This is a genomic window from Rhizobium sp. IBUN (assembly GCF_000510625.1).
Classification (GTDB): domain Bacteria; phylum Pseudomonadota; class Alphaproteobacteria; order Rhizobiales; family Rhizobiaceae; genus Rhizobium; species Rhizobium altiplani.
Genome location: NZ_AZNV01000030.1, coordinates 34,286 through 52,025 on the forward strand (window position 1 = coordinate 34,286; position 17,740 = coordinate 52,025).

Genomic DNA, 17,740 nt, shown 5'->3' on the forward strand with positions numbered 1-17,740 from the left:
CTCTAGTGTCCCGGAGCTCCTCCGGACGAAGTCGTGAATTTGTCGAAGAAGATGCGTTCGCTCTCGAAGCCGTTCATGAACAGAACCGGCTGCAGCGCGTCGATCATCGGTGGAGGGCCGCACGCATAGACGTCACCCTCGCCGTCGATACCTAGCTCCTTCAGCTTGGAGTCGACCGCCTCGTGTACGAAGCCGCGCTCTCCAGACCAGTCGCTGTCTTCAGCCGCATGCGACAGCACTGGGATGAATGACACCTCCGGTTGGCGGGCAACAAGTTCGGCGATGCGATCAAGGTGGAAGAGATCATCGGCCGTTCTAGCCCCATAGAAGAAGTAGACAGGGCGCGACTCGCCGCTCAGCAAGTGGTCGTTGAGGATCGACCAAACCGGAGACATACCTGAACCCGCGCCGACCAGGACTAGGGGGCCTCCTCGGCCTTCTCGTCGGAAGCAGGTGCCGTAAGGTCCGACAACGGTGACTTCGGCACCGACCCGAATTCCTCCAGAGTCGAGTTCACCGGAGAATTTTCCTTCAGGATATTTTTTGATGATGAAAGAGAGTTTTTGGGTTTCGCTCGGCGAATTTGCCATGGAGAACGAGCGTGTAATCGTCTCCCCTTTTTCCGTGGTGACCGTGATGTCGACATATTGCCCCGCCCAGAACTTCATCGGGGATCCGAGTTCGATCTCAATGCCTCTGATATCGTGGGTGAGCTTCTCGAAGCCCGTGATCCGCCCGCTGTAGGACTTCACGGCGATCGATTTCGACAATACTTCCTCGTCGTAGTTGAGAAGCTCCACTTCCATGTCGGAATAGGCGATGGAGCGACATAGCAATATGTGGCCTGTATCCTTCTCCATGTCATTGAGGGCGAAGGTTGAATACTTGAGCATGTCGACTTCGCCGTCGAGCAAGACACATTTGCAGGCAGAACATTGTCCTTCCTTGCACCCGTGAGGCAGGGCGATTCCCTGCCGGAACGCGGCGTTGAGAACTGTTTCGCCGTCCTCCACCTCGAATTCGACGCCGACAGGCTCCAGCCTCACCTTATGCGCCATGGCATGCACTTTCTGAGCGTCAGCCATTTCGATAGTCCTCCAAACTTCTGCCGGTTCCCCGAAGGCAGCGGCGTCTTCCCGAAATGGGGAGGCCGGATGCCCGGCCTCCCGCGACTAAAGCCTAGTGGCAGGGGTTGATGGTGAAGCCCGCGCGGTAGTCCGCCAGGTGTGCTTCGCGATCTGCGGAGGACATTTCGCGCAACAGTGTCAGTGGCGACTGCAGCGTGTGGCCGCGGATGTCGTCGAGTGTCCACATGTCCTTTGCGTCAAAGCGCAGATGCGGCTGCGGGACGAGCGTCTTGCCGTCGGAGCGAACGAAGTTCAGGTCCTTGACGGCGTCGGCCAGATCCCAGCCGTGGTAGAGCGTCTCCCACTCGCGCTTCCCGCTGAAGCGGCCCATGGCAGGCGTCGGGCGCCCCTGGTATTCGTCAGCGAATGCCTCGACTGCGGTCCAACGGTCGAGCTCGTGGGCGAAGGTGTGAAGCTTGCCGTCGATCTCGTCCACCACAATGTCCTCGCGGATCAAGCAGGGGACGAGGCAGCTCCAGCAGCGATGCGGGTAGACATAGCCGACATCCTCGTTGAAGGTGATGATCGTCTCGCCCGGTCGGCTGAGTTTGTCGTACCACTTCCAGAATTCGCCGAACTGTGCGTACCAGCCCGGGTACTTATTCTCGAACCAGTCGAAGTCAGCTTCTCGCTGAGCCTCGATGCGCCAGAAGTTTACTGGCCAGCCGACGGCGAAGAACTGGGCGACCTTGTGGACGTAGTGCTTCTTGGTGATGCGGTTCCAGGCTTCGTGCACGTCGTCGTGATGGACCTTGATGCCGTATTTTTCGAGCGGCAGCATGTAGGTGCGGTAGTAGTCCTCGAAGATCCAGCGGTGCCACATCTCCGCGTAAGATTCCTTGTTCTTGTCGCGGTTGGTGGTGCCGTACTCGATGAACGTTCCGATCGCAGCGTCGACGATCGCGTGGTTCTGCCAGAACGCATAGCGCAGGTCCCGCTCAAGCAGGAGGTGGTTCTCCGGCTCCTTGAGCGCTGCCATCAGAAGCGAATGGCCGTTGCCAATATGTCGACTTTCGTCGGACTGGACGGACAGGAAGACGGTTGGCAGGGCATAGTCGCCGTTGCGCGCGGCTTCCGAGGGCATTGCAACGAAGAGGGTGTTCGTGAAAGCCGTTTCGGCCACTACCGTCAGATAGAGGCAGGCTGAAGTCATCACGTCACCAGTGATGAAGCCTTCGCCGAATTGGCGGCCGATCGTCGTGGCGTAGCACTTGCCGAAGGCTTCCTCGGTGATGTCGAAGCCAGCAGGATCGATGTAGTTCTCCATGTACCATTTCTTCAGGTTCATCTGAATGGTCGAATGGCGGAACTCGTCGACCATCTGCATCGTGAACCCAGTACGGAGATCTTCTCCGGGCGCGATACGAGCGACCATGGCCATCGAACGTGCGGCGGAAATTTCCGGGAAGGGAATGATCGCGAGGAAGAGCTTCATCCACTCGACCCAGCGTGGCTCGACGTTGCGGAACATGTCGCCGCGAAGTGCTGCGTCGAGCGCCCCGTATACGCGGTTGTCCTTTTCTTCTTGCATCGGGAAGTAGGACCGGAGAACCTGCTTCATCGGATCACGCGGAGCCTTGGTGATCTTGTAGTCGGTCGGGAAGGTCATCGCTTCCTGAACGTAGGTCGGATTCCAACCGAGGTCGGAAATCCTTTTCGTTGCCTCGCCGACAGAAATGCCTCGTTGCGAGGTAATCTTATTGAGCGTCAAAGACGACATCGTCCTCTGCCTCCACTTTGTTTGCGCCGAGCTCTTAGGCCCGGCAGGAAACGGCGCGAGCTGCGCCGAGAGCGAGAGTTGGAACGGCACGACAAAGGGATGCGCGTCCGCGCTCCGGAGTCGGCAGTTCAGTCGGTTGAGGCAAAGGTCTTATGGGAACATCCGGCCTCCTCGACCGGAACACGATGCTGTTCCCCACTTCCTTCGTTCTTTTGTGATCGCTTTGAGCGGTTATGGGAAATGGAGCTGCAAGGCCCGTGCCAAACTCAAAAAGCCCGTCCTCTAAGGGGTTCCCAGGCTTGGTCGCTCAACGGAGTGTAAAGGAACATTACAGGTGTAATTGACAAATGTAACTTTATTTAACGTCTCAGGAAAATCATGTAACATATTATTTTATATAAATAAAACGGTCGACTTCCTCGCGGTGTTGATCTATGGTCGTCGCGTTGTGACAGTCGAGGCATCAATGGCCGACGAGAGCGAAAATCACGGATCACTACCCACGGCGGCGAATGATGTCGCAGACGATCTGGTCGCGCTAATGTCGCGCGATCTGGTGTTTGTTATGCGCTTTCTAGGTGAGAGCCAGAACCTGCTGCAGGGTTATTTCCAACGGTTCATCTTGGGAGAACTTTCACTTGCTGAGATCACCCCCGAGACGCATCCCATGATCCACGCATTCGCGGAAAGGCATGCCATTCTACTTCGCGATTTCGTGTTTTCCGGCGTCTCGCTTTCAAAGCAATTGCGTGTCGAGGAAGTTGAGCGTCTGACAAATGACCCCATGATCCGCGTCGACGTATGGGACCAGCTCCGCAGTCATATCGACATGGCCAAGCAGCAGTTCAGAAAGCAGCTGCCTGACTTTCCCGCTGCTCTCGAAGCCTGGAAAGCGCCGGGAGGTGCAGCACAATGAGGGCCTTTCAAGACCAGTCCAATCAGGAACCGCTACAGCGCAGACTAGAAATGGTCGGGCGTATTTCGTCCCTCACGGCAACGGCACACAAGCTGATCCAACAGGCGTCGGGGGTTGAGATGGAGATCATGCGGCTTGAGCTTGCTTTGGCAGATGACCCCGCCGACGAGACGCTCGTTTCGGCTTTGAGAGAATCCGAGGAGCAGGCATCTGCAATCAGGTCCGAGCAGATCGAAACCAACGCAGCCATTGAAGCGGCGGAAGCGGCAGTGAAGGACATCGACCTCCTGATCGCGAAAGCCAAGGGAGGATGATAAATGAACCAGCAGTCCAACCCCCCATTGACCCTGTTCGATCTGCTTGCTCGAAACTGGAAGCAACAATCTGCGGTTCGACGCGTCTGTTTCAACGATGACAACAGTCTGCTGGCGGCCGTTTGCGACGACGGAACTGTCGTCTTTGCGAGGATGGCTGACAACGAGCCGCCCGAAGCGCGTATTTCGACGGACGATGGCAGAGCGGCCATCATGCCCCGGCAGGGTAAGCCAGCCCCATTGATCAGAACGCGAATAAACGGAGCAAATTCCGTTTACGCCTTCACTGGCGGCGGCTTCCGTGTCGCAGGAGAAGGCGGGGTCGCCCATGTTAGCCGATCGGGCGAGACCGTTGGGACTGTGCTGTCGTCTGGTGCAAGGCTTGCCACCTTCGACCTGTGTCGTGCCACGGGCGCACTGGCCTTCACCTCCGACGGTAGGTTGATCATTCATCCTGAGGGGAACGTCGCCGAGAAGTTCGAGGCGGAACACCCGGGTGGAGGAAATCCAACGCGCGTTGCATTTTCGAGCGACGGTACGATGGTTGCCGCTGCTTCCGGTGATTGCCTCGCGTTGTATCGCTGCCGGAACGGATTGGAGCCGTCCCTACAGGTTCCGCTGGGCGGGGAGCCATTGTCCTTGACGTGGGACGCTGAAGGAAGATGGCTCGCGCTAGGCGTGGAGGGCGCAGGGTTACTCTTGGTGGACGTCGAGGCCGGGCAGCACGTATTTCTTGGTGACTTCCCGGGCCGGGTTGCCGACGTGCGTTGGTGCGCGCTGGAACAGGCTTTCGTTGCCTCCGGAGCATTTCGTGTCGCGGCATGGTCGATGAGGAGCCCACCGTTCCAAGACCACTCCCGGGGTGCTCTCACAACAGGTCGAACGGGAATGGCGTTAGTCGAAGCGGTGGCGGTTCAGCCGACAGGTCGTCTTGTCGCCGCTGGCTACGGCAATGGTCAGGTCGTAATCTGCTCAGTGGGCGCCCCTGATGAGCTCGTCGTCCGTTCAGTCGGTGGCCCCGTGACGTCACTGCAGTGGACCAGTGACGGACAGCACCTTGGTCTGGGAGATGCGCTTGGCAACGTCGCCATCGTCAGCTTCCCAGCTCAGATGTTCAAGTGATCAAACAGAAAAGGGAGGACACCAATGCAGGACACACTTTCCGAGGAGCAAAAGGCAAAGGACGAATTCTTCGAAAGGATATCGCTCCTTTCGCAGGAGATGGTCAAAGCCTACGGCAAGGACTTTGCCATGGGAGCATTGGTTCTTGGCGCGCGCTGGATCGCCGAAGGAAAGGCTGGAGCCGCTGGCGAGGCTTCCCCCTCAATGTAATAACGCCCGTCAAACGGGACAGAGGTTAGCGAAAGTTGGGGTGCCTCAGTTCCGAATCAGACCTGCCTCGGCCCTTGGCTGGGCAGCTCTGATCTTCTCCTGCTGATAGAGGAGACAGACTGTCCGAAGCATCGACGCAAGACTGGTCGACACGCCATGGCGCTCAACCGCCTCGTAATGCAGTTGCTCGATCAACCTTGCTCTCGGGACACCCTCGACTGTGGCCATGTCATCGAGCGTATCCCAGAAGGCAGCTTCGAGCCGGATGCTCGTGGAATGTCCCGCAATCCGAATTGAGCGGGTGACTTTGAGGAAGCGATCATGTTCGCGACGTGTGAGAATCCTGCACATCATTTCATTGTCCTCACGTTGCTTGCGTGCCTCGATCCCGTTCTCCGGCCAACGAATGGCCAGAGAACGCTCGATGAGGTTAATTGCCGACCGCGTTTAAGGAATGAGAACGGCCCGCCCATGGATCTTGCCGTTGTGCAGATCCTTGAGCGCCTTGTTCGCATCGGCGAGCTTGTACTCGACCGTGGTGAGGTTCACGAGTCCGCGATCTGCCAGAGCCATGAGCTCCACCAGTTCGGCCCAGGTTCCGACGAGATTGCCAATGATGTTCTTTTCGGTGATGACCATATCGACGGTGGGCACGCGGATGTCCTCGCCGTAGCCGACGACGTAGTAACTACCCATCGGGCGGGTCATGGCCAAACCCTTGGTCGTGGTCCCTCTCTCACCGACAAAATCGATCACCGCTTCGGCACCCTGACCCTGCGTCAGCTGGAGTACAGCTTCGACCTCGTTTCCATCCGCTTTCACGAGCTCGTCGGCGCCTATCTTTCCGGCCAGCGCGAGGGAGTCGTCCGACTTGTCGACAACGATTACGTCGGCTGCGCACATCGCCTTGAGGCATTGAATGCCGATGTGACCGAGCCCGCCTGCGCCGATAACGACACATTTTTCTCCAGGAAGGAGATGGCGAGTGGCCTTCTTCACTGCTCGATATGCAGTCAAGCCCGCGTCAGAGTACGGGGCAACGTCCTTCGGTGCGAGTGTTTTCGGCAGCGGGACGATGTTGCGTTCCGATGTGCACAGGTACTGGGAGTAGCCGCCGTTGCAGTCCAAACCCGGGAATTTGCCCGGGCCGTGCATGTCGAATCCGCGTCGGCACGCAAGGCAGGTCCCTCCCGATATTTTGGGGTGAACGATCACCGGATCGCCCACCTTGATGCCTTCGACCTCCTTGCCGATCGCTTCCACCCAGCCTGCATTTTCATGCCCCATGATGAGGGGCAGCAGGTTGTCTCCATTGGGATCCATGTGCGGCCGCCAAACACCCTCGATAATGTGAAGGTCGGTTCGGCATACGCCAGCGCCTCCTATACGCACGATCACATCGGTGGACTTCTTGATCTGCGGGTCGGGAACCTCTTGCAAGGACACCCACTGATCGCCTGTCAGATTGTCATCGTACTTGTTCAGAACCTGCGCCTTCATTTGATGTCTCCTCCGTCGGCGGTGTTGATGAACATTGCACCAGACATGGGAGCAAACGGCGTTCCAGATGAAAGAATGTCGTTTTTTCAGTTGGTTACCAACATTCGGTTGGCGGCAGGTTGTTCGCAGGATGAACGCAGACGGCGTGTCATCTGTTCAGTTTCTGGCCACTTGAGGTCCAACGCAAATGCGTTGATGCATGAGGAGGAGCTATGTCACATCTTTCAGGAATGGATCGAGCAAGAAGTGCCTTGGAAAGGGGAGATCGTGTACCCGCGGGGTCGCTCCAGCTGATCGTCGCTGATAGCTGGCAGAGGTGCCGCGATGCCGGGCTAGATCCTCGCGCCGACCCTGTTGCGAATGTGCTTCCATTCTCCGATGTAAAGAGACGACGGGAAGCAGCCGCCCCGTTGCGTCAGTTGGCACTCGCAGAGATGCGGCTACTACACTCGCAGATCGCCGGATCGAACTTCATCATCGCTCTCGCTGACAGGGACGGGATCGTGCTCGATACGATCAGCGACCACGAGTTTGCCCAGAGCGCTGCGGGCCGAGCGATCATTCCCGGCAGTGGTTGGCACGAAAACGAGCGGGGAACGAATGCGTTGGGCCTGGCAACGTTGACGTCAAAGCCTACTGCCGTTTACGGGCGGGAGCACTATTTCGCATCCCACGGGCATCTCAGCTGTATGGCTGCGCCGATTTTCAATTGCCGTGGTGAGATGCTCGGGCTTCTCGACGCATCGTGTGCGCATGATGCACGCCAGGAGCACACGCACGCCCTTGTAAGGATGGCGGCCGCTCAGATCGAGAACGGTCTCGTCTTTCAGGAATCCGCGGACAGTTTCGTTTTTGCGTTTCATCCTCGGGCGGAATACTTGGGTACATTGTCCGCAGGATTGATCTCGGTATCGCCCTCAGGAGATGTCACTTCTATCAACCGATCAGGACAGGCGCTTTTGGCGGGGCTCCCGGCGTTGCTCGGGACCCATTTCGACTCGCTTTTCGAAGCAGGCTTCCATGGGGCTTTGGACGGGCTGTTGAGTGGAGGGGTTATCCGAATTCGTGATCTGACAGGCAGCGGGCTCTTCATGGCCTGTCGACAGATTGCCCAACGGAGCAACGTTGCTGAATTGAGAGGCTCTCAAAGGGCCTTCGTTCCCGTGTTGATATCAAAAGCCGACGCTCCCGACTTCGTGTGCGAGGACAACTCCATCTCGAAGTTGCTCGCGGAACTGGCGGATGCGGTCAGTCTCGGGATGCCCATCCATGTCACCGGAGAGACGGGAACGGGAAAGGAGTTGATGGCGCGGCATATTCATAAACTGAGCGAGCGAAAAGGTGAGTTCGTGCCCGTCAACTGCGGGGCCGTTCCGGAGGAACTCTTCATCTCCGAAATTTTCGGGCACGAGCAAGGGGCGTTCACCAATTCCCGCATGAAGGGAGCGCCCGGACTTGCGCGCGCAGCCCATCGAGGAACGCTATTTTTGGACGAAGTGGCCGACATACCACTTGCCGCGCAGACATCTCTACTTCGCTTTCTCGACAACATGGAGGTCCGTCCGGTCGGTGCGCACAAGGTTGACAAGGTCGATGTCCAGATTGTCTCTGCCACCAATCGCAGTATCGAAGAGATGGTCGAACAACGGCTATTTCGTGCGGACCTTTTCTACAGATTGAATGCGTTCAGCGTCGATCTACCGCCACTCGCGGCGCGCAGCGATTTCGCCACGATTGTACGCAATCTCATGGAGAACCTGGCACCGGGTTTACCAGTCACAGACGCTGCGATTGCAAAGCTCCAGCGTCGCAAATGGCCGGGCAACATCCGCGAACTTCGCACCGTTTTGCAGCGTGCGCTGGTTCGACACCGGGGCGAGTATGTGGACGAAGAGTGTTTCCAGGAACCCCTGGCCGCCTCGGTTACCTTAAACGACTGCTGTGACGAATGCAGGGATAGCCCGCTCAACTCTGCCCGCTGCAGGGAGATCAGAACAGTCCATCGGCGGACCGGAGGCAATATCTTGCGAACTGCGCATGAGCTTGGTTTGTCGCGGACTACAGTCTACAAACACGTCCGGTAGACGTGAGACGGGTGCGGTAGGCGTCATTGTTTGGGGATTCGGCGACCTTTTGTTTGCTTGGAAAGGTGCTTAAGCTTGGCTCGGCTCGGAATTTCGATCGAACCGAGATCCTCGATGAAAATCAGTGTCGTGGCTCCGGAAACAACAAGGTACGAGGTTCGGATCCCTTCAAGGCGTCCATCGTTGATTTTGGATGTAGCGATAGGCCGGAGGCGGCCGCAAAACATGAAACCTTTCGCGCGACATCATGTACAAGGCGGAAATTATCCAATGCCGCGAGGCGACTGCTCGTCAAAGCGGCAGCATCCGTCTCTAATTCCGATTTTTCGGGATTGCGAATTCTGGCCGAAGCATCCGGAGAACGGTTTGTTTCGAGCATGGTCTTGTATGACCACCAGAAGGTGATCCCTTTCGGAGAACGTTTGTCCGCTGTTCCAATATCGGCCTTGTGGAGTTAGCGCGTGAGAATTTCGCTTCAGTCTTCAGCCCCGATCATTCTTGAGACTTCCGAGGTTTCGATAACAATGGGGGTCGGTCCAGCGACAGGAGAGCGGTTCACGGAGATTTACTCACCAGGGCAACGAAAATCCAACACCAAGGGATAGACGATGGCCTCATGCTCGTCGTGGGTGCTGCTGACGAGCTTTGTGCTTGCTTGAATGTCACTGCTCATTGCGCGGGAGCCATGCGCGGACTGCCGCGCAGGACAAGTGCGAATGCGCCAAGTCCCAGCAGGGTGAGGCAAAACCCTGCCCATACCGCAGAGAGCAAACCCAAGCCGCTGCCGATGGCCAGCCCACCGGCCCAGGCGCCGATGGCATTTGCGACGTTGAGAGCGGCCAGGTTCATGGCACCCATCAAAGTTGGGGCTTCCGGCGCAAGCCGCGTAAGGCGGACCTGGATCGTGGGTATTGCTGTCATCATGGTTGCCCCAACGCAGAAAAGCCCGACGAAAAGCGTGGAGGCATTGGAGCCGAAGCTGGCAACGATCGCGAGTACGATCACGGCGCTCCCGAAGCCCACCAAGATGCCGCGTGCCGGGTGTAGGTCAGCAATTCTGCCGCCAAGAAGGTTTCCTGCCGTCATGCCGATGCCGAACAGGGCGAGAGCGATCGGGATCCATCCCGGGCTCATGGAAACGACATCGGTCACGAAAGGGCCGATGAAAGTATAGACGGCAAAGATACTCGATACGCCCAGCGCTGCCACCAGCATCATCCACCAGACCGCCGGTTTGCCGAGCGAACTTAGTTCTCGGACGATTGAACCGCCATTCAAGGCATTCGTCCTGGGGAGCCATAGCCACAACGCAGCGGCGGACAGCACACCGAGAGCTGCAACGGCAAAGTAGGTATTCCTCCACCCCAGGTTTTGGCCGAGGAAGGTGGCGAGGGGTGATCCGACGATCGTGGCAATCGTCAGGCCGCTCATCACGAGGGCGAACGCCTTCCCACCATGTCCCGGGCCGACAATATATGATGCCACGACCGCCCCCGCCCCGAAGTAGGCGCCTTGAGGCACGCCACTGATAAAGCGAGCCATCGCAAGCGTGCCGAGGCCTGTCGCCAAGGCGGAGAGGATGTTTCCGCACACGAAGACAGTCATAAGCAACAGAAGTAAAGTTCTACGGTTAAGATGAGCCGCGGCCAGCGTGACGAGGGGCGCACCGATCACGACACCGAATGCGTATGCTGTTATTGCGTTCGTGGCGGCCGGCAGATCGATCTGCAAACTCGCCGAGAACAGCTGCAGAATTCCCATACTCGCGAATTCGGATGTGCCAATACAGAAGCTTCCGAGCGCAAGAGCGAAGAGAGTGAGGCCGGCTTTCTGCCGTTGTCGCTGGTCAGTACAGTGAACGTTTACTGCGGCGCATTGGGCTTCAAAGGCTTTACTGAGCATTTTGGCCTCCGTTGATTTGAGGTGACTGCCTTGTCTCGACGCGGTTTGCTTCATTGGGAATTGCAGCAGCCGATCAAGTGTGCCGCTACCGAGAGCCTTACTGCTGAGAAGGCATCACGATTGTTAAATGACGCTTAGCTCCGCAAAAATGTGCTGCAGCCATCCCGTGAGCGATCCTACGCGGTGCTGCGATTGCCGGCCGCGCCTGGAGCGGCTTGCAAGACAGGGCCTTTTTGTGGGCCGCAATTCCCCTCGCGCTACTGGGCGAGATACCCCCCGTCGATATTCAATTCGATGCCGGTCACGTAGCTTGCCTCTTCGGAAGCCAAGTACAGACAGCCATATGCAATCTCGATCGGCTTGCCGCCGCGTTTCATCGGAGTCATGGCGATGACGGCATCGTTGAGTTCTGGCGCCTGCTTGTCCGTCAACGGCGTATGTATGAAGCCCGGATGTACGGAGTTGACCCTGATGCCGTCGGATACGAACGTTATCGCTGCGTTTTTGGACATGTTGCGGACAGCACCCTTGGCGGCATGGTAGGAGTGCGCACCTGCAACTGCCGCACTGCCCCATATCGAGGAGATGTTGACGATCGAACCCGCCTGCTGCTTGCGCATCACACGAACTGCTTCACGCATGCCGAGGAAAACGCCGGTCTGGTCGACGGCGATCATCTTCAGCCAGTCCTTCATTTCCAACTTGTCCAGGGGTTCGTAAGCGATAATGCCAGCGTTATTGACCAGCACGTCCAGGCGGCCATGCTTCCGGAGGATCGCGCTAACGACGGTTGCCCATTGCTCTTCGCTGGTGACATCAAGTGTCACCGCTTCAACCCCTTCGGGGTATGGTTGCTCGGGCGGCTTGATGTCGCCCGCGACGACGATGGCGCCCTCGTTATCGAAGAGTTCCGCCACGGCGAAGCCAATACCACCAGCGGCTCCCGTGACCAATGCGACCTTGCCTTTGAGTCTCATATCGCAACTCCCGGTCTGACGGTCTCGTAGGCGGAGGCGTGTGCGGGGCGGGTGTGTTCTCCCCGCAATTCGCGATTGCCTTCATTCGCCTACGTGTGGTTCTTGTCAGGCCTACTAGTCGCTGGCCGGCGCCAGAATTTGCATTCGCATCACCTTCACGCCCCCGTCGGCGAGTTCTGGCAGCTTGGCAAACCACTCCTTCACATAAGGCATTGCGTTATGGGCCTCGAAGTCGGTTTCGTTGGCAAATATCTCGTAGAAGATAAAGTGGCCGGGGGTCTCTCGGCTCTCCTGCAGGAAATAGACGAGGTTTGCAGGATCGCTACGCACGAGGTCGATGAGCGGAAGCGTGATGGCTCTCAGTTCGGTCTCCTTGCCCGGTTTGGCACGGACCTCGGCAACGACCGAGTAAGCTCCGCTGGCAATTTTGGCATAGCCCTGTCCCGGACCTTCCTGTGCGAGCGCTTCCGTTTGGAGAACTGTTCCCGCGAGCAGGCCACCAAGCAGAATAGCCGAGGTTTGCAGCCGCAATGTTCTGATCATGTCATATCTCCCTATCTCGCCCCATCGCAGTGGCCGCTGACCAAGCCGGGACCGGTTTGAGAAGTGATGTCGATGCCTTTTGGGTCTACTTCGCGGCGAGTTGCAGATGCGCTGCCAGCGCGTCGGCAAACCGCTTTTTCACCGGTCCGAGCGCCTTCACAAACTCCAGTTGTTCCCCCTCCGGGCCTTTGCAATAGATCAGTTCCCATCCGTCTGATGGCGCGACGGTCACCTTGTTGGTGTTAGCACTCAAAGGAGCCGCCTTTCGCTCCTCTTCGGTCGAAACGCGAATGATGCGATTTGCTCGTACCTGCGTCATTCCGCGTCGTGCGGCCTCCGCCTCGAGATCGGCGATGAACTGATTGAAGTCGACATCGTCTCCGACATGGAAGCAGATGTGCATCATTCGCGGGAAGGCCGGGCTCATGTGCTCCAGCGGTTCGGCGAAAGCCTTCGGGCCGCCCATCGGCTGGTCGGCATCGCGATACTGCAACAGTTCGATTACGACATTATCGAACTGAATGAACCGCACGTCGAGGCGTTGGGTGCCTCCTCTGAGATCGGGAACGCCGATTGTCCGTGGATTTACGCCGAGTTGATTGGCGAGAATTTCCTGGTCGGCCAGAAGCGTATTCTGGACCGCGTCGCCTTGGAAATCGCCGTGGCGGAAGACTTCGGTTCCGCCGAGCACTGCCGTGTAGAACTCATAAGCGCGTTCCATGTTTTGTACGGTGAGGCCGAAATGCTGCACACCCTGGAGCCGGGCGCCTAGCGAACCCGTGGCGCGGGTTGCTGCCGGCGTTTCCTCCGCGAAGGCAGTGGCGCTACCGCCGAGGGCGGCGGCAATTCCGCCGAGAGCAACGCCTCCCGCAGCGCAAAGAACAGCTCGGCGATCCGGGTCGTCCGGTTGGATAGAAGTCTTTGGCGTGCGCGACATCGTTAGCTCCCGTGGTTCGTTGGGGTGATTGCGAAAATTCTAACGCGGATGCGCTTGCGAGGCTGGTTAAGATCGGGGAAATTCGGTGAACCGAGCCGCAATCCCGTCAGTAACGATATCAACGCCTGTGGGCGGACTGCGGTCTCCGGGAGCGGCACCAACCAAAGGCTCACATGGGTATGGACAGGACGGCGGGGCGAACCAGACGGATTGCGATCGTGTTGGGTGCAGGCGTGGGGATGTATTTCAGCATCGGGATCGTGCTGATCTATGGCTTTAGCGTTTTCATTGTACCGATCACCGCGGATACTCAGTGGGATCGGACAGTGGTGGCCGCCGTGGTCGCACCGATAGCCATCGTAAACGGTCTCATGTCGCCTGTAGTGGGTGCACTAACGGATCGGTTCGGTCCGCGTCGGGTGCTTGTTGTTTCATCCGTGTCGATGGCGATCGGCCTTGTTGGTGCGGGAATCGCGCCAAATAGCCTGGAGACATTCATCGTGGCCGTCGTTGTGGCGAGCCTCATGGGCGCCGCGCAGACCGGCGTGCCCTATACCTATATGATCGTCGGATGGTTCTCCTCACGACGCGGTCTCGCATTGGGGGCCATGCTTGCCTTCGTTGGACTTGGGATCGCGACGGTTCCTCCCTTCCTCGCATTCCTGATTTCCGTGTGGGGCTGGCGCTTTGCCTTTGTGGCTGCCGGTCTGGTGTCCATGGCGGCTACGCTACCCGTCGCGCTTTTCGTTGTTCGCGACCCACCTGCACGTCGGGAGGTCGTGGGTTCAGGGGGCGAGGGCCACACTGTTCGCCAGGCGGTGGAAACCGCCAGCTTCTGGCTGATGCTGGCCGCCTTCTTTTTCAATTACTTCGCTGCTGCGGCCGGATCGATTTCACTCCCTGTCGTTTTGGCGGATCGCGGCGCCGATCCGGCGAATGCAGCTTTTGTCATGAGCCTTGTGGGCCTCGCTTTCATCGCCATGCGCCTCGGCTATGGGGCGTTGCTCGACAGATTGCCGCCGGTGCCATTGACCAGCCTGGCGTTTTTGTCGCCCGCTGTCGGTCACCTCATTTTATTGAGCTCGGAGGGTCTCATCCCAGTCTATGTCAGTGCCGTCTTTTTCGGCCTTGCCACCGGAGCGGAAGGTGACGCGATCGGTTACCTCCTGGCCAAACGCTTCGGAATGCGCAGCTTCGGTAAGCTCTTCGGCATCAACTACATGGCTTTGACGTTTGGCGCGGGCCTCGGACCGGCCTCATTGCATATCATGGCGGCCGAAGGCACCCACTACCTTGAGGCTTTCACGATCTTTGCTGTCATTGCGGCGATCGCTCCGGTGCTTCTGATTTTGGATGGTCGTACGCGATCGCTTACTGCTCGGGAGCAGACTGAGTACGCTTTGCGCGCCGAGTGACAGGGACAGCGGCCGCACGCCTCCTGCCGACGTCCTTCAATACAATGAGGAGCTCGCGAGCTCTAACAAGATCACGGGTCGCGAACCCGTCGTTGAAGCGCCCGTAGACGGGCGCCAAAACTCCTGCGGCCTTGATGTTTTGATCCGTTCGAAGCCAATGCTCGGCCAGAGCCGTCGCCGCGCGCAACTCCCATGACAGCGCGCCCTGCCGGCGCGCCAGATCGATTGCTTGCACATAAAGCGCCTCGACGGGGTTGTCGGTCCGGTGGTCGCCCTCCTTGCCCAACAAATCCGCCTTTATGCGCAACAGTTCAGGCATGCACCAAATTTCGCCGGTCGAAGCCGAAAGTGCGAGGGCCTCGTCGATTGCCATGCGCCCCGCTTCGACGTCTCCATATTTTCCCAGATCCGCAGCATAAACGCCGATGTAAAATGGGCACCGCATGCGGAAGTCCACAGCGAGAAGCTCATCAAGCGCGCCTCTCAAGACTGCCAGTCCAGATGCGTCGCCGCTCTGCAGAAGCCACTCCGCGCGCAAGCAGCGGCCCATGGCACTCCAAACCGTCATGGCGTGTTCGGCGACATGAGCTTCGATGGCGACAAGCAGGCGCTCAGCGGCAGCAAGGTCTCCCGTCAGCAGCGCGATAGGGCAGGCCGTGTGGACGACGGCATTGCAGAGCGCGAGGGCATGTTGCGCGGCGCGCGCCTCTTCCAACTGGCGCTGTGCCATGGCAACCGCCTTGTCGGGATGTCCCTGTAGCCAGGTAACGTTTGCAAGGGTGCCCCGCGCCGCAGATCGCGGGTCCAATTGAAACCGCGCAGTGTCCGAGCGAGTCACGGGAGGAATGTATCTGCCTATCATGCGTTCAAGGTGATGCTGTGCGTCGGCAAGCTCGCCGAGGTAACGCAGGGCAGTTCCCGCCTGCCTGTCGACGTTATTGCGTGCGTCGAGATCGCCGCGATCGGTTGCCAGCTCTCGGATCTTTTCCGCCATCGCCAGGGCGGCGCGATGGTCGCCCGTCCATGTGAAATAGTCGCACAACCCCCAGAGACATCTGAGCGCGTAGTCGGTGTCACGGAGTGACTCGGCGCAACCGAGCGCTGCCGTCCAGGCTGCCTTGACCTCGGGGAGGGGCCCCCGCGTATGAAGCAGCGTGGTTCCACAGGCAAATTGCAGCTTCATTTCGTCGCCCGCATTGCGGAAATTGGCAAAGCGACTGCCAAGAGCGTGTTCCACCCCCGCGCGACACTCTTCCACGAGCGATAGATGCTCCCAGAAGGGAAGAGCCGCTACTGTGAGCGCTACGCCGATGGCACCGCTGCGGTTCCCGGAGAACGCCCAGCCCAAAGCACTGCGGATATCATCCATCTTCCGCCCGTACTCGGCGAGCCAGTCGGCGGTCGGCCGAATTTTCCATTCGGCCTCGGCGCGTTTGGCGAGTTCGAGGAGATGTTCGGCGTGGCGTTGACGCATGCTGTCGCTTTCGCCGCTTTCGGCAAGTTTCTGCAGCGCATATCTGCGTGTCGTATCGAGCAATCTGTACTGCGTCCCGAACTCTCCCCTCTCCGTCGAGACCAGCGACTTCGCAACGAGGTTCGCGACAGCGTGAATGCATTCAGAGCGGGGGCGACCTTCGTCGACCGCAACCGCGCAAGCGGATTCGAGACTGAAGGCGCCGGCAAAGACGGAGAGGCGTCGCAACAGGACGCGCTCAGGCTCGACGAGCAGTCCGTAACTCCAGTCCAGCGTCGCAGCCAAGGTATGGTGGCGAGGATCACGGCCGCGCCTATCGCTCAACACATGAGATTGATCGGAAAGAATATCGAGAAGTTCGTGTGTACTGAACGCATCCAGTCGAGGTGCTGCAAGTTCGATCGCGAGTGCCAGACCATCGAGCTTGCGGCAGATCTCGGCAACGATTGGTGCGTTCTCGTCGCTGAGCTTGAACTCGTTGCGACTTCCAACTGCGCGCTCGACAAAGAGCTCGACAGCTGGGAACGCCAAAGCCCCGGCTGCAGAAAGTTTGGACGCCTCCGGAGGGGTTTCGAGCGGCGGCAGGCGATGGATCTGTTCTCCAAGAACCCGTATTGGTTCTCGGCTTGTCGCCAGAATTCGCACCCTTGCTGCAGCAGCCAGAAACGCGTCTGCGCAAGCAGCCACCGCTTCGACAACATGTTCACAATTGTCGAGGACAAGCATGAAATCCCGGTCGGTCGCGAAGGCGGCGATCGCAGCTTTGATATTTGCCGAGTGAACCCTCAATCCGATCGCCGTGGCGATCGACGTCGGTACGAGAGTAGCATCGTTCACAGTCGCCAGATCAACGAACCAGACGCCATGTTCATAAGCTGTGGTCAGTCGGTCAGCGATTGCGAGCGCCAACCTCGTCTTGCCGACGCCACCCGGGCCGACGATCGTCACGAGGCGCGAGCCCTCAAGGGCACGCCCGATCGCATCAACGGCAGGATCTCTTCCCACCAAGCGGGTCGCTGAAACCGGCAGGTTATGCTTGCGGGCCGACGTCGCGATACCGGAGGCGCCACTGTGCCCGGAAATATGCACGGGAAACACGAACTGATAGCCGCGGCCGCTCACCGTCGCTATGTATTGCGTGCCGTCGGGGGCGTCCCCAAGCACCCGACGAAGTGCCGCAACGTTCACCTTGAGATTGCTTTCCTCGACGAATGTATCCGGCCAGGCCCGCGACACCAGCTCAGCCTTGCTCACCAGTTCACCAGGTCGCTCGATCAGAGCCACCAAAATTTCCAGAGCGCGGCTACCGATACGGACGGCCGTCTGATCCCGCATCAGCGACTGGCGTTCCGGTACAAGCACATATGGACCAAATGAATAAGAAAGCACGGCCAAAGCTCCGGGCGAAAAAATGCAAAGCCTTTCAATACGGGGACTATCGTTTCACGAAGTCGCTCCTGCTGCGAGATTATAGACAGGAGCAACGAAGCAACCTATAG

Annotated in this window: 15 protein-coding genes; 6 read left to right on the forward strand and 9 right to left on the reverse strand. The window is 58.6% G+C overall.

Features of this window, described 5'->3' with window-relative positions; translation table 11 throughout:
• Positions 1–2: 2 nt before the first annotated feature.
• Positions 3–1,085: a 2Fe-2S iron-sulfur cluster binding domain-containing protein gene (locus RHIBUN_RS0123415; RefSeq protein WP_037217444.1), complete on the reverse strand. Its 1,083-nt coding sequence runs from the start codon at positions 1,083–1,085 to the stop codon at positions 3–5.
• Between the two features lie 94 nt (positions 1,086–1,179).
• A complete protein-coding gene (locus RHIBUN_RS0123420) occupies positions 1,180–2,847 on the reverse strand; it encodes an aromatic/alkene/methane monooxygenase hydroxylase/oxygenase subunit alpha (RefSeq protein WP_025661413.1) in 1,668 nt (555 codons plus the stop codon).
• Between the two features lie 466 nt (positions 2,848–3,313).
• Between RHIBUN_RS0123420 and RHIBUN_RS0123425 the strand changes: the two genes are divergently transcribed.
• Genes RHIBUN_RS0123425 through RHIBUN_RS0123440 form a run of 4 tightly spaced genes read left to right on the forward strand, consistent with a single transcriptional unit; the run spans position 3,314 to position 5,409 of the window.
• On the forward strand, positions 3,314–3,763 hold the full coding sequence (locus tag RHIBUN_RS0123425; protein WP_025661414.1) for a hypothetical protein: 450 nt from the start codon (positions 3,314–3,316) through the stop codon (positions 3,761–3,763).
• On the forward strand, positions 3,760–4,077 hold the full coding sequence (locus RHIBUN_RS0123430; protein WP_025661415.1) for a hypothetical protein: 318 nt from the start codon (positions 3,760–3,762) through the stop codon (positions 4,075–4,077). Before RHIBUN_RS0123425 ends, RHIBUN_RS0123430 begins: the two co-directional genes overlap by 4 nt.
• 3 nt (positions 4,078–4,080) lie before the next feature.
• Positions 4,081–5,199 (forward strand): hypothetical protein, encoded by a 1,119-nt coding sequence (locus RHIBUN_RS34845; RefSeq protein ID WP_025661416.1) that lies wholly within the window; start codon positions 4,081–4,083, stop codon positions 5,197–5,199.
• Positions 5,200–5,223: 24 nt separating this feature from the next.
• The gene (locus RHIBUN_RS0123440) at positions 5,224–5,409 is read left to right on the forward strand and encodes a hypothetical protein (RefSeq protein WP_025661417.1); all 186 of its coding nucleotides are present in this window, start codon (positions 5,224–5,226) and stop codon (positions 5,407–5,409) included.
• Between the two features lie 45 nt (positions 5,410–5,454).
• On the opposite strand, the gene RHIBUN_RS0123445 is transcribed toward RHIBUN_RS0123440, so the two are convergent.
• Positions 5,455–5,763, reverse strand: a complete 309-nt coding sequence (locus RHIBUN_RS0123445) for a ribbon-helix-helix domain-containing protein (RefSeq protein WP_051420084.1) — start codon at positions 5,761–5,763, stop codon at positions 5,455–5,457.
• Positions 5,764–5,856: 93 nt separating this feature from the next.
• Positions 5,857–6,909 (reverse strand): NAD(P)-dependent alcohol dehydrogenase, encoded by a 1,053-nt coding sequence (locus RHIBUN_RS0123450; protein WP_025661419.1) that lies wholly within the window; start codon positions 6,907–6,909, stop codon positions 5,857–5,859.
• Positions 6,910–7,121: 212 nt separating this feature from the next.
• On the opposite strand from RHIBUN_RS0123450, the gene RHIBUN_RS0123455 reads away from it, so the two are divergent.
• A complete protein-coding gene (locus RHIBUN_RS0123455) occupies positions 7,122–8,993 on the forward strand; it encodes a sigma 54-interacting transcriptional regulator (protein WP_025661420.1) in 1,872 nt (623 codons plus the stop codon).
• A gap of 669 nt (positions 8,994–9,662) precedes the next feature.
• Here RHIBUN_RS0123455 and RHIBUN_RS0123465 read toward each other — a convergent pair.
• From RHIBUN_RS0123465 to RHIBUN_RS0123480, 4 genes are all read right to left on the reverse strand, one after another.
• The gene (locus RHIBUN_RS0123465; RefSeq protein WP_025661422.1) at positions 9,663–10,895 is read right to left on the reverse strand and encodes an MFS transporter; all 1,233 of its coding nucleotides are present in this window, start codon (positions 10,893–10,895) and stop codon (positions 9,663–9,665) included.
• A gap of 257 nt (positions 10,896–11,152) precedes the next feature.
• Positions 11,153–11,872, reverse strand: coding sequence for an SDR family oxidoreductase (locus tag RHIBUN_RS0123470; RefSeq protein ID WP_025661423.1), 720 nt, complete (start codon positions 11,870–11,872; stop codon positions 11,153–11,155).
• A 114-nt stretch (positions 11,873–11,986) separates the two neighbouring features.
• The gene (locus RHIBUN_RS0123475; RefSeq protein WP_025661424.1) at positions 11,987–12,415 is read right to left on the reverse strand and encodes a putative quinol monooxygenase; all 429 of its coding nucleotides are present in this window, start codon (positions 12,413–12,415) and stop codon (positions 11,987–11,989) included.
• Between the two features lie 85 nt (positions 12,416–12,500).
• A complete protein-coding gene (locus tag RHIBUN_RS0123480; RefSeq protein ID WP_025661425.1) occupies positions 12,501–13,352 on the reverse strand; it encodes a VOC family protein in 852 nt (283 codons plus the stop codon).
• 173 nt (positions 13,353–13,525) lie between these two features.
• Here RHIBUN_RS0123480 and RHIBUN_RS0123485 point away from each other — a divergent pair, with 173 nt between their 5' ends.
• Positions 13,526–14,767: an MFS transporter gene (locus RHIBUN_RS0123485; RefSeq protein WP_245271708.1), complete on the forward strand. Its 1,242-nt coding sequence runs from the start codon at positions 13,526–13,528 to the stop codon at positions 14,765–14,767.
• Here RHIBUN_RS0123485 and RHIBUN_RS33790 read toward each other — a convergent pair.
• Positions 14,724–17,630 carry a winged helix-turn-helix domain-containing protein gene (locus tag RHIBUN_RS33790; RefSeq protein ID WP_037217449.1) on the reverse strand — a complete coding sequence of 969 codons (2,907 nt, stop codon included), beginning with the start codon at positions 17,628–17,630 and terminating at the stop codon, positions 14,724–14,726. The genes RHIBUN_RS0123485 and RHIBUN_RS33790 overlap by 44 nt on opposite strands.
• Positions 17,631–17,740 lie beyond the last annotated feature (110 nt).

Bases quoted from the DNA above. Each gene is read 5' to 3' on its own strand.
- RHIBUN_RS0123415 (WP_037217444.1), bottom strand. From the start codon at position 1,085: ATGGCTGACGCTCAGAAAGTGCATGCCATGGCGCATAAGGTGAGGCTG.
- RHIBUN_RS0123420 (WP_025661413.1), bottom strand. From the start codon at position 2,847: ATGTCGTCTTTGACGCTCAATAAGATTACCTCGCAACGAGGCATTTCT.
- RHIBUN_RS0123425 (WP_025661414.1), top strand. From the start codon at position 3,314: ATGGCCGACGAGAGCGAAAATCACGGATCACTACCCACGGCGGCGAAT.
- RHIBUN_RS0123430 (WP_025661415.1), top strand. From the start codon at position 3,760: ATGAGGGCCTTTCAAGACCAGTCCAATCAGGAACCGCTACAGCGCAGA.
- RHIBUN_RS34845 (WP_025661416.1), top strand. From the start codon at position 4,081: ATGAACCAGCAGTCCAACCCCCCATTGACCCTGTTCGATCTGCTTGCT.
- RHIBUN_RS0123440 (WP_025661417.1), top strand. From the start codon at position 5,224: ATGCAGGACACACTTTCCGAGGAGCAAAAGGCAAAGGACGAATTCTTC.
- RHIBUN_RS0123445 (WP_051420084.1), bottom strand. From the start codon at position 5,763: ATGATGTGCAGGATTCTCACACGTCGCGAACATGATCGCTTCCTCAAA.
- RHIBUN_RS0123450 (WP_025661419.1), bottom strand. From the start codon at position 6,909: ATGAAGGCGCAGGTTCTGAACAAGTACGATGACAATCTGACAGGCGAT.
- RHIBUN_RS0123455 (WP_025661420.1), top strand. From the start codon at position 7,122: ATGTCACATCTTTCAGGAATGGATCGAGCAAGAAGTGCCTTGGAAAGG.
- RHIBUN_RS0123465 (WP_025661422.1), bottom strand. From the start codon at position 10,895: ATGCTCAGTAAAGCCTTTGAAGCCCAATGCGCCGCAGTAAACGTTCAC.
- RHIBUN_RS0123470 (WP_025661423.1), bottom strand. From the start codon at position 11,872: ATGAGACTCAAAGGCAAGGTCGCATTGGTCACGGGAGCCGCTGGTGGT.
- RHIBUN_RS0123475 (WP_025661424.1), bottom strand. From the start codon at position 12,415: ATGATCAGAACATTGCGGCTGCAAACCTCGGCTATTCTGCTTGGTGGC.
- RHIBUN_RS0123480 (WP_025661425.1), bottom strand. From the start codon at position 13,352: ATGTCGCGCACGCCAAAGACTTCTATCCAACCGGACGACCCGGATCGC.
- RHIBUN_RS0123485 (WP_245271708.1), top strand. From the start codon at position 13,526: ATGGGTATGGACAGGACGGCGGGGCGAACCAGACGGATTGCGATCGTG.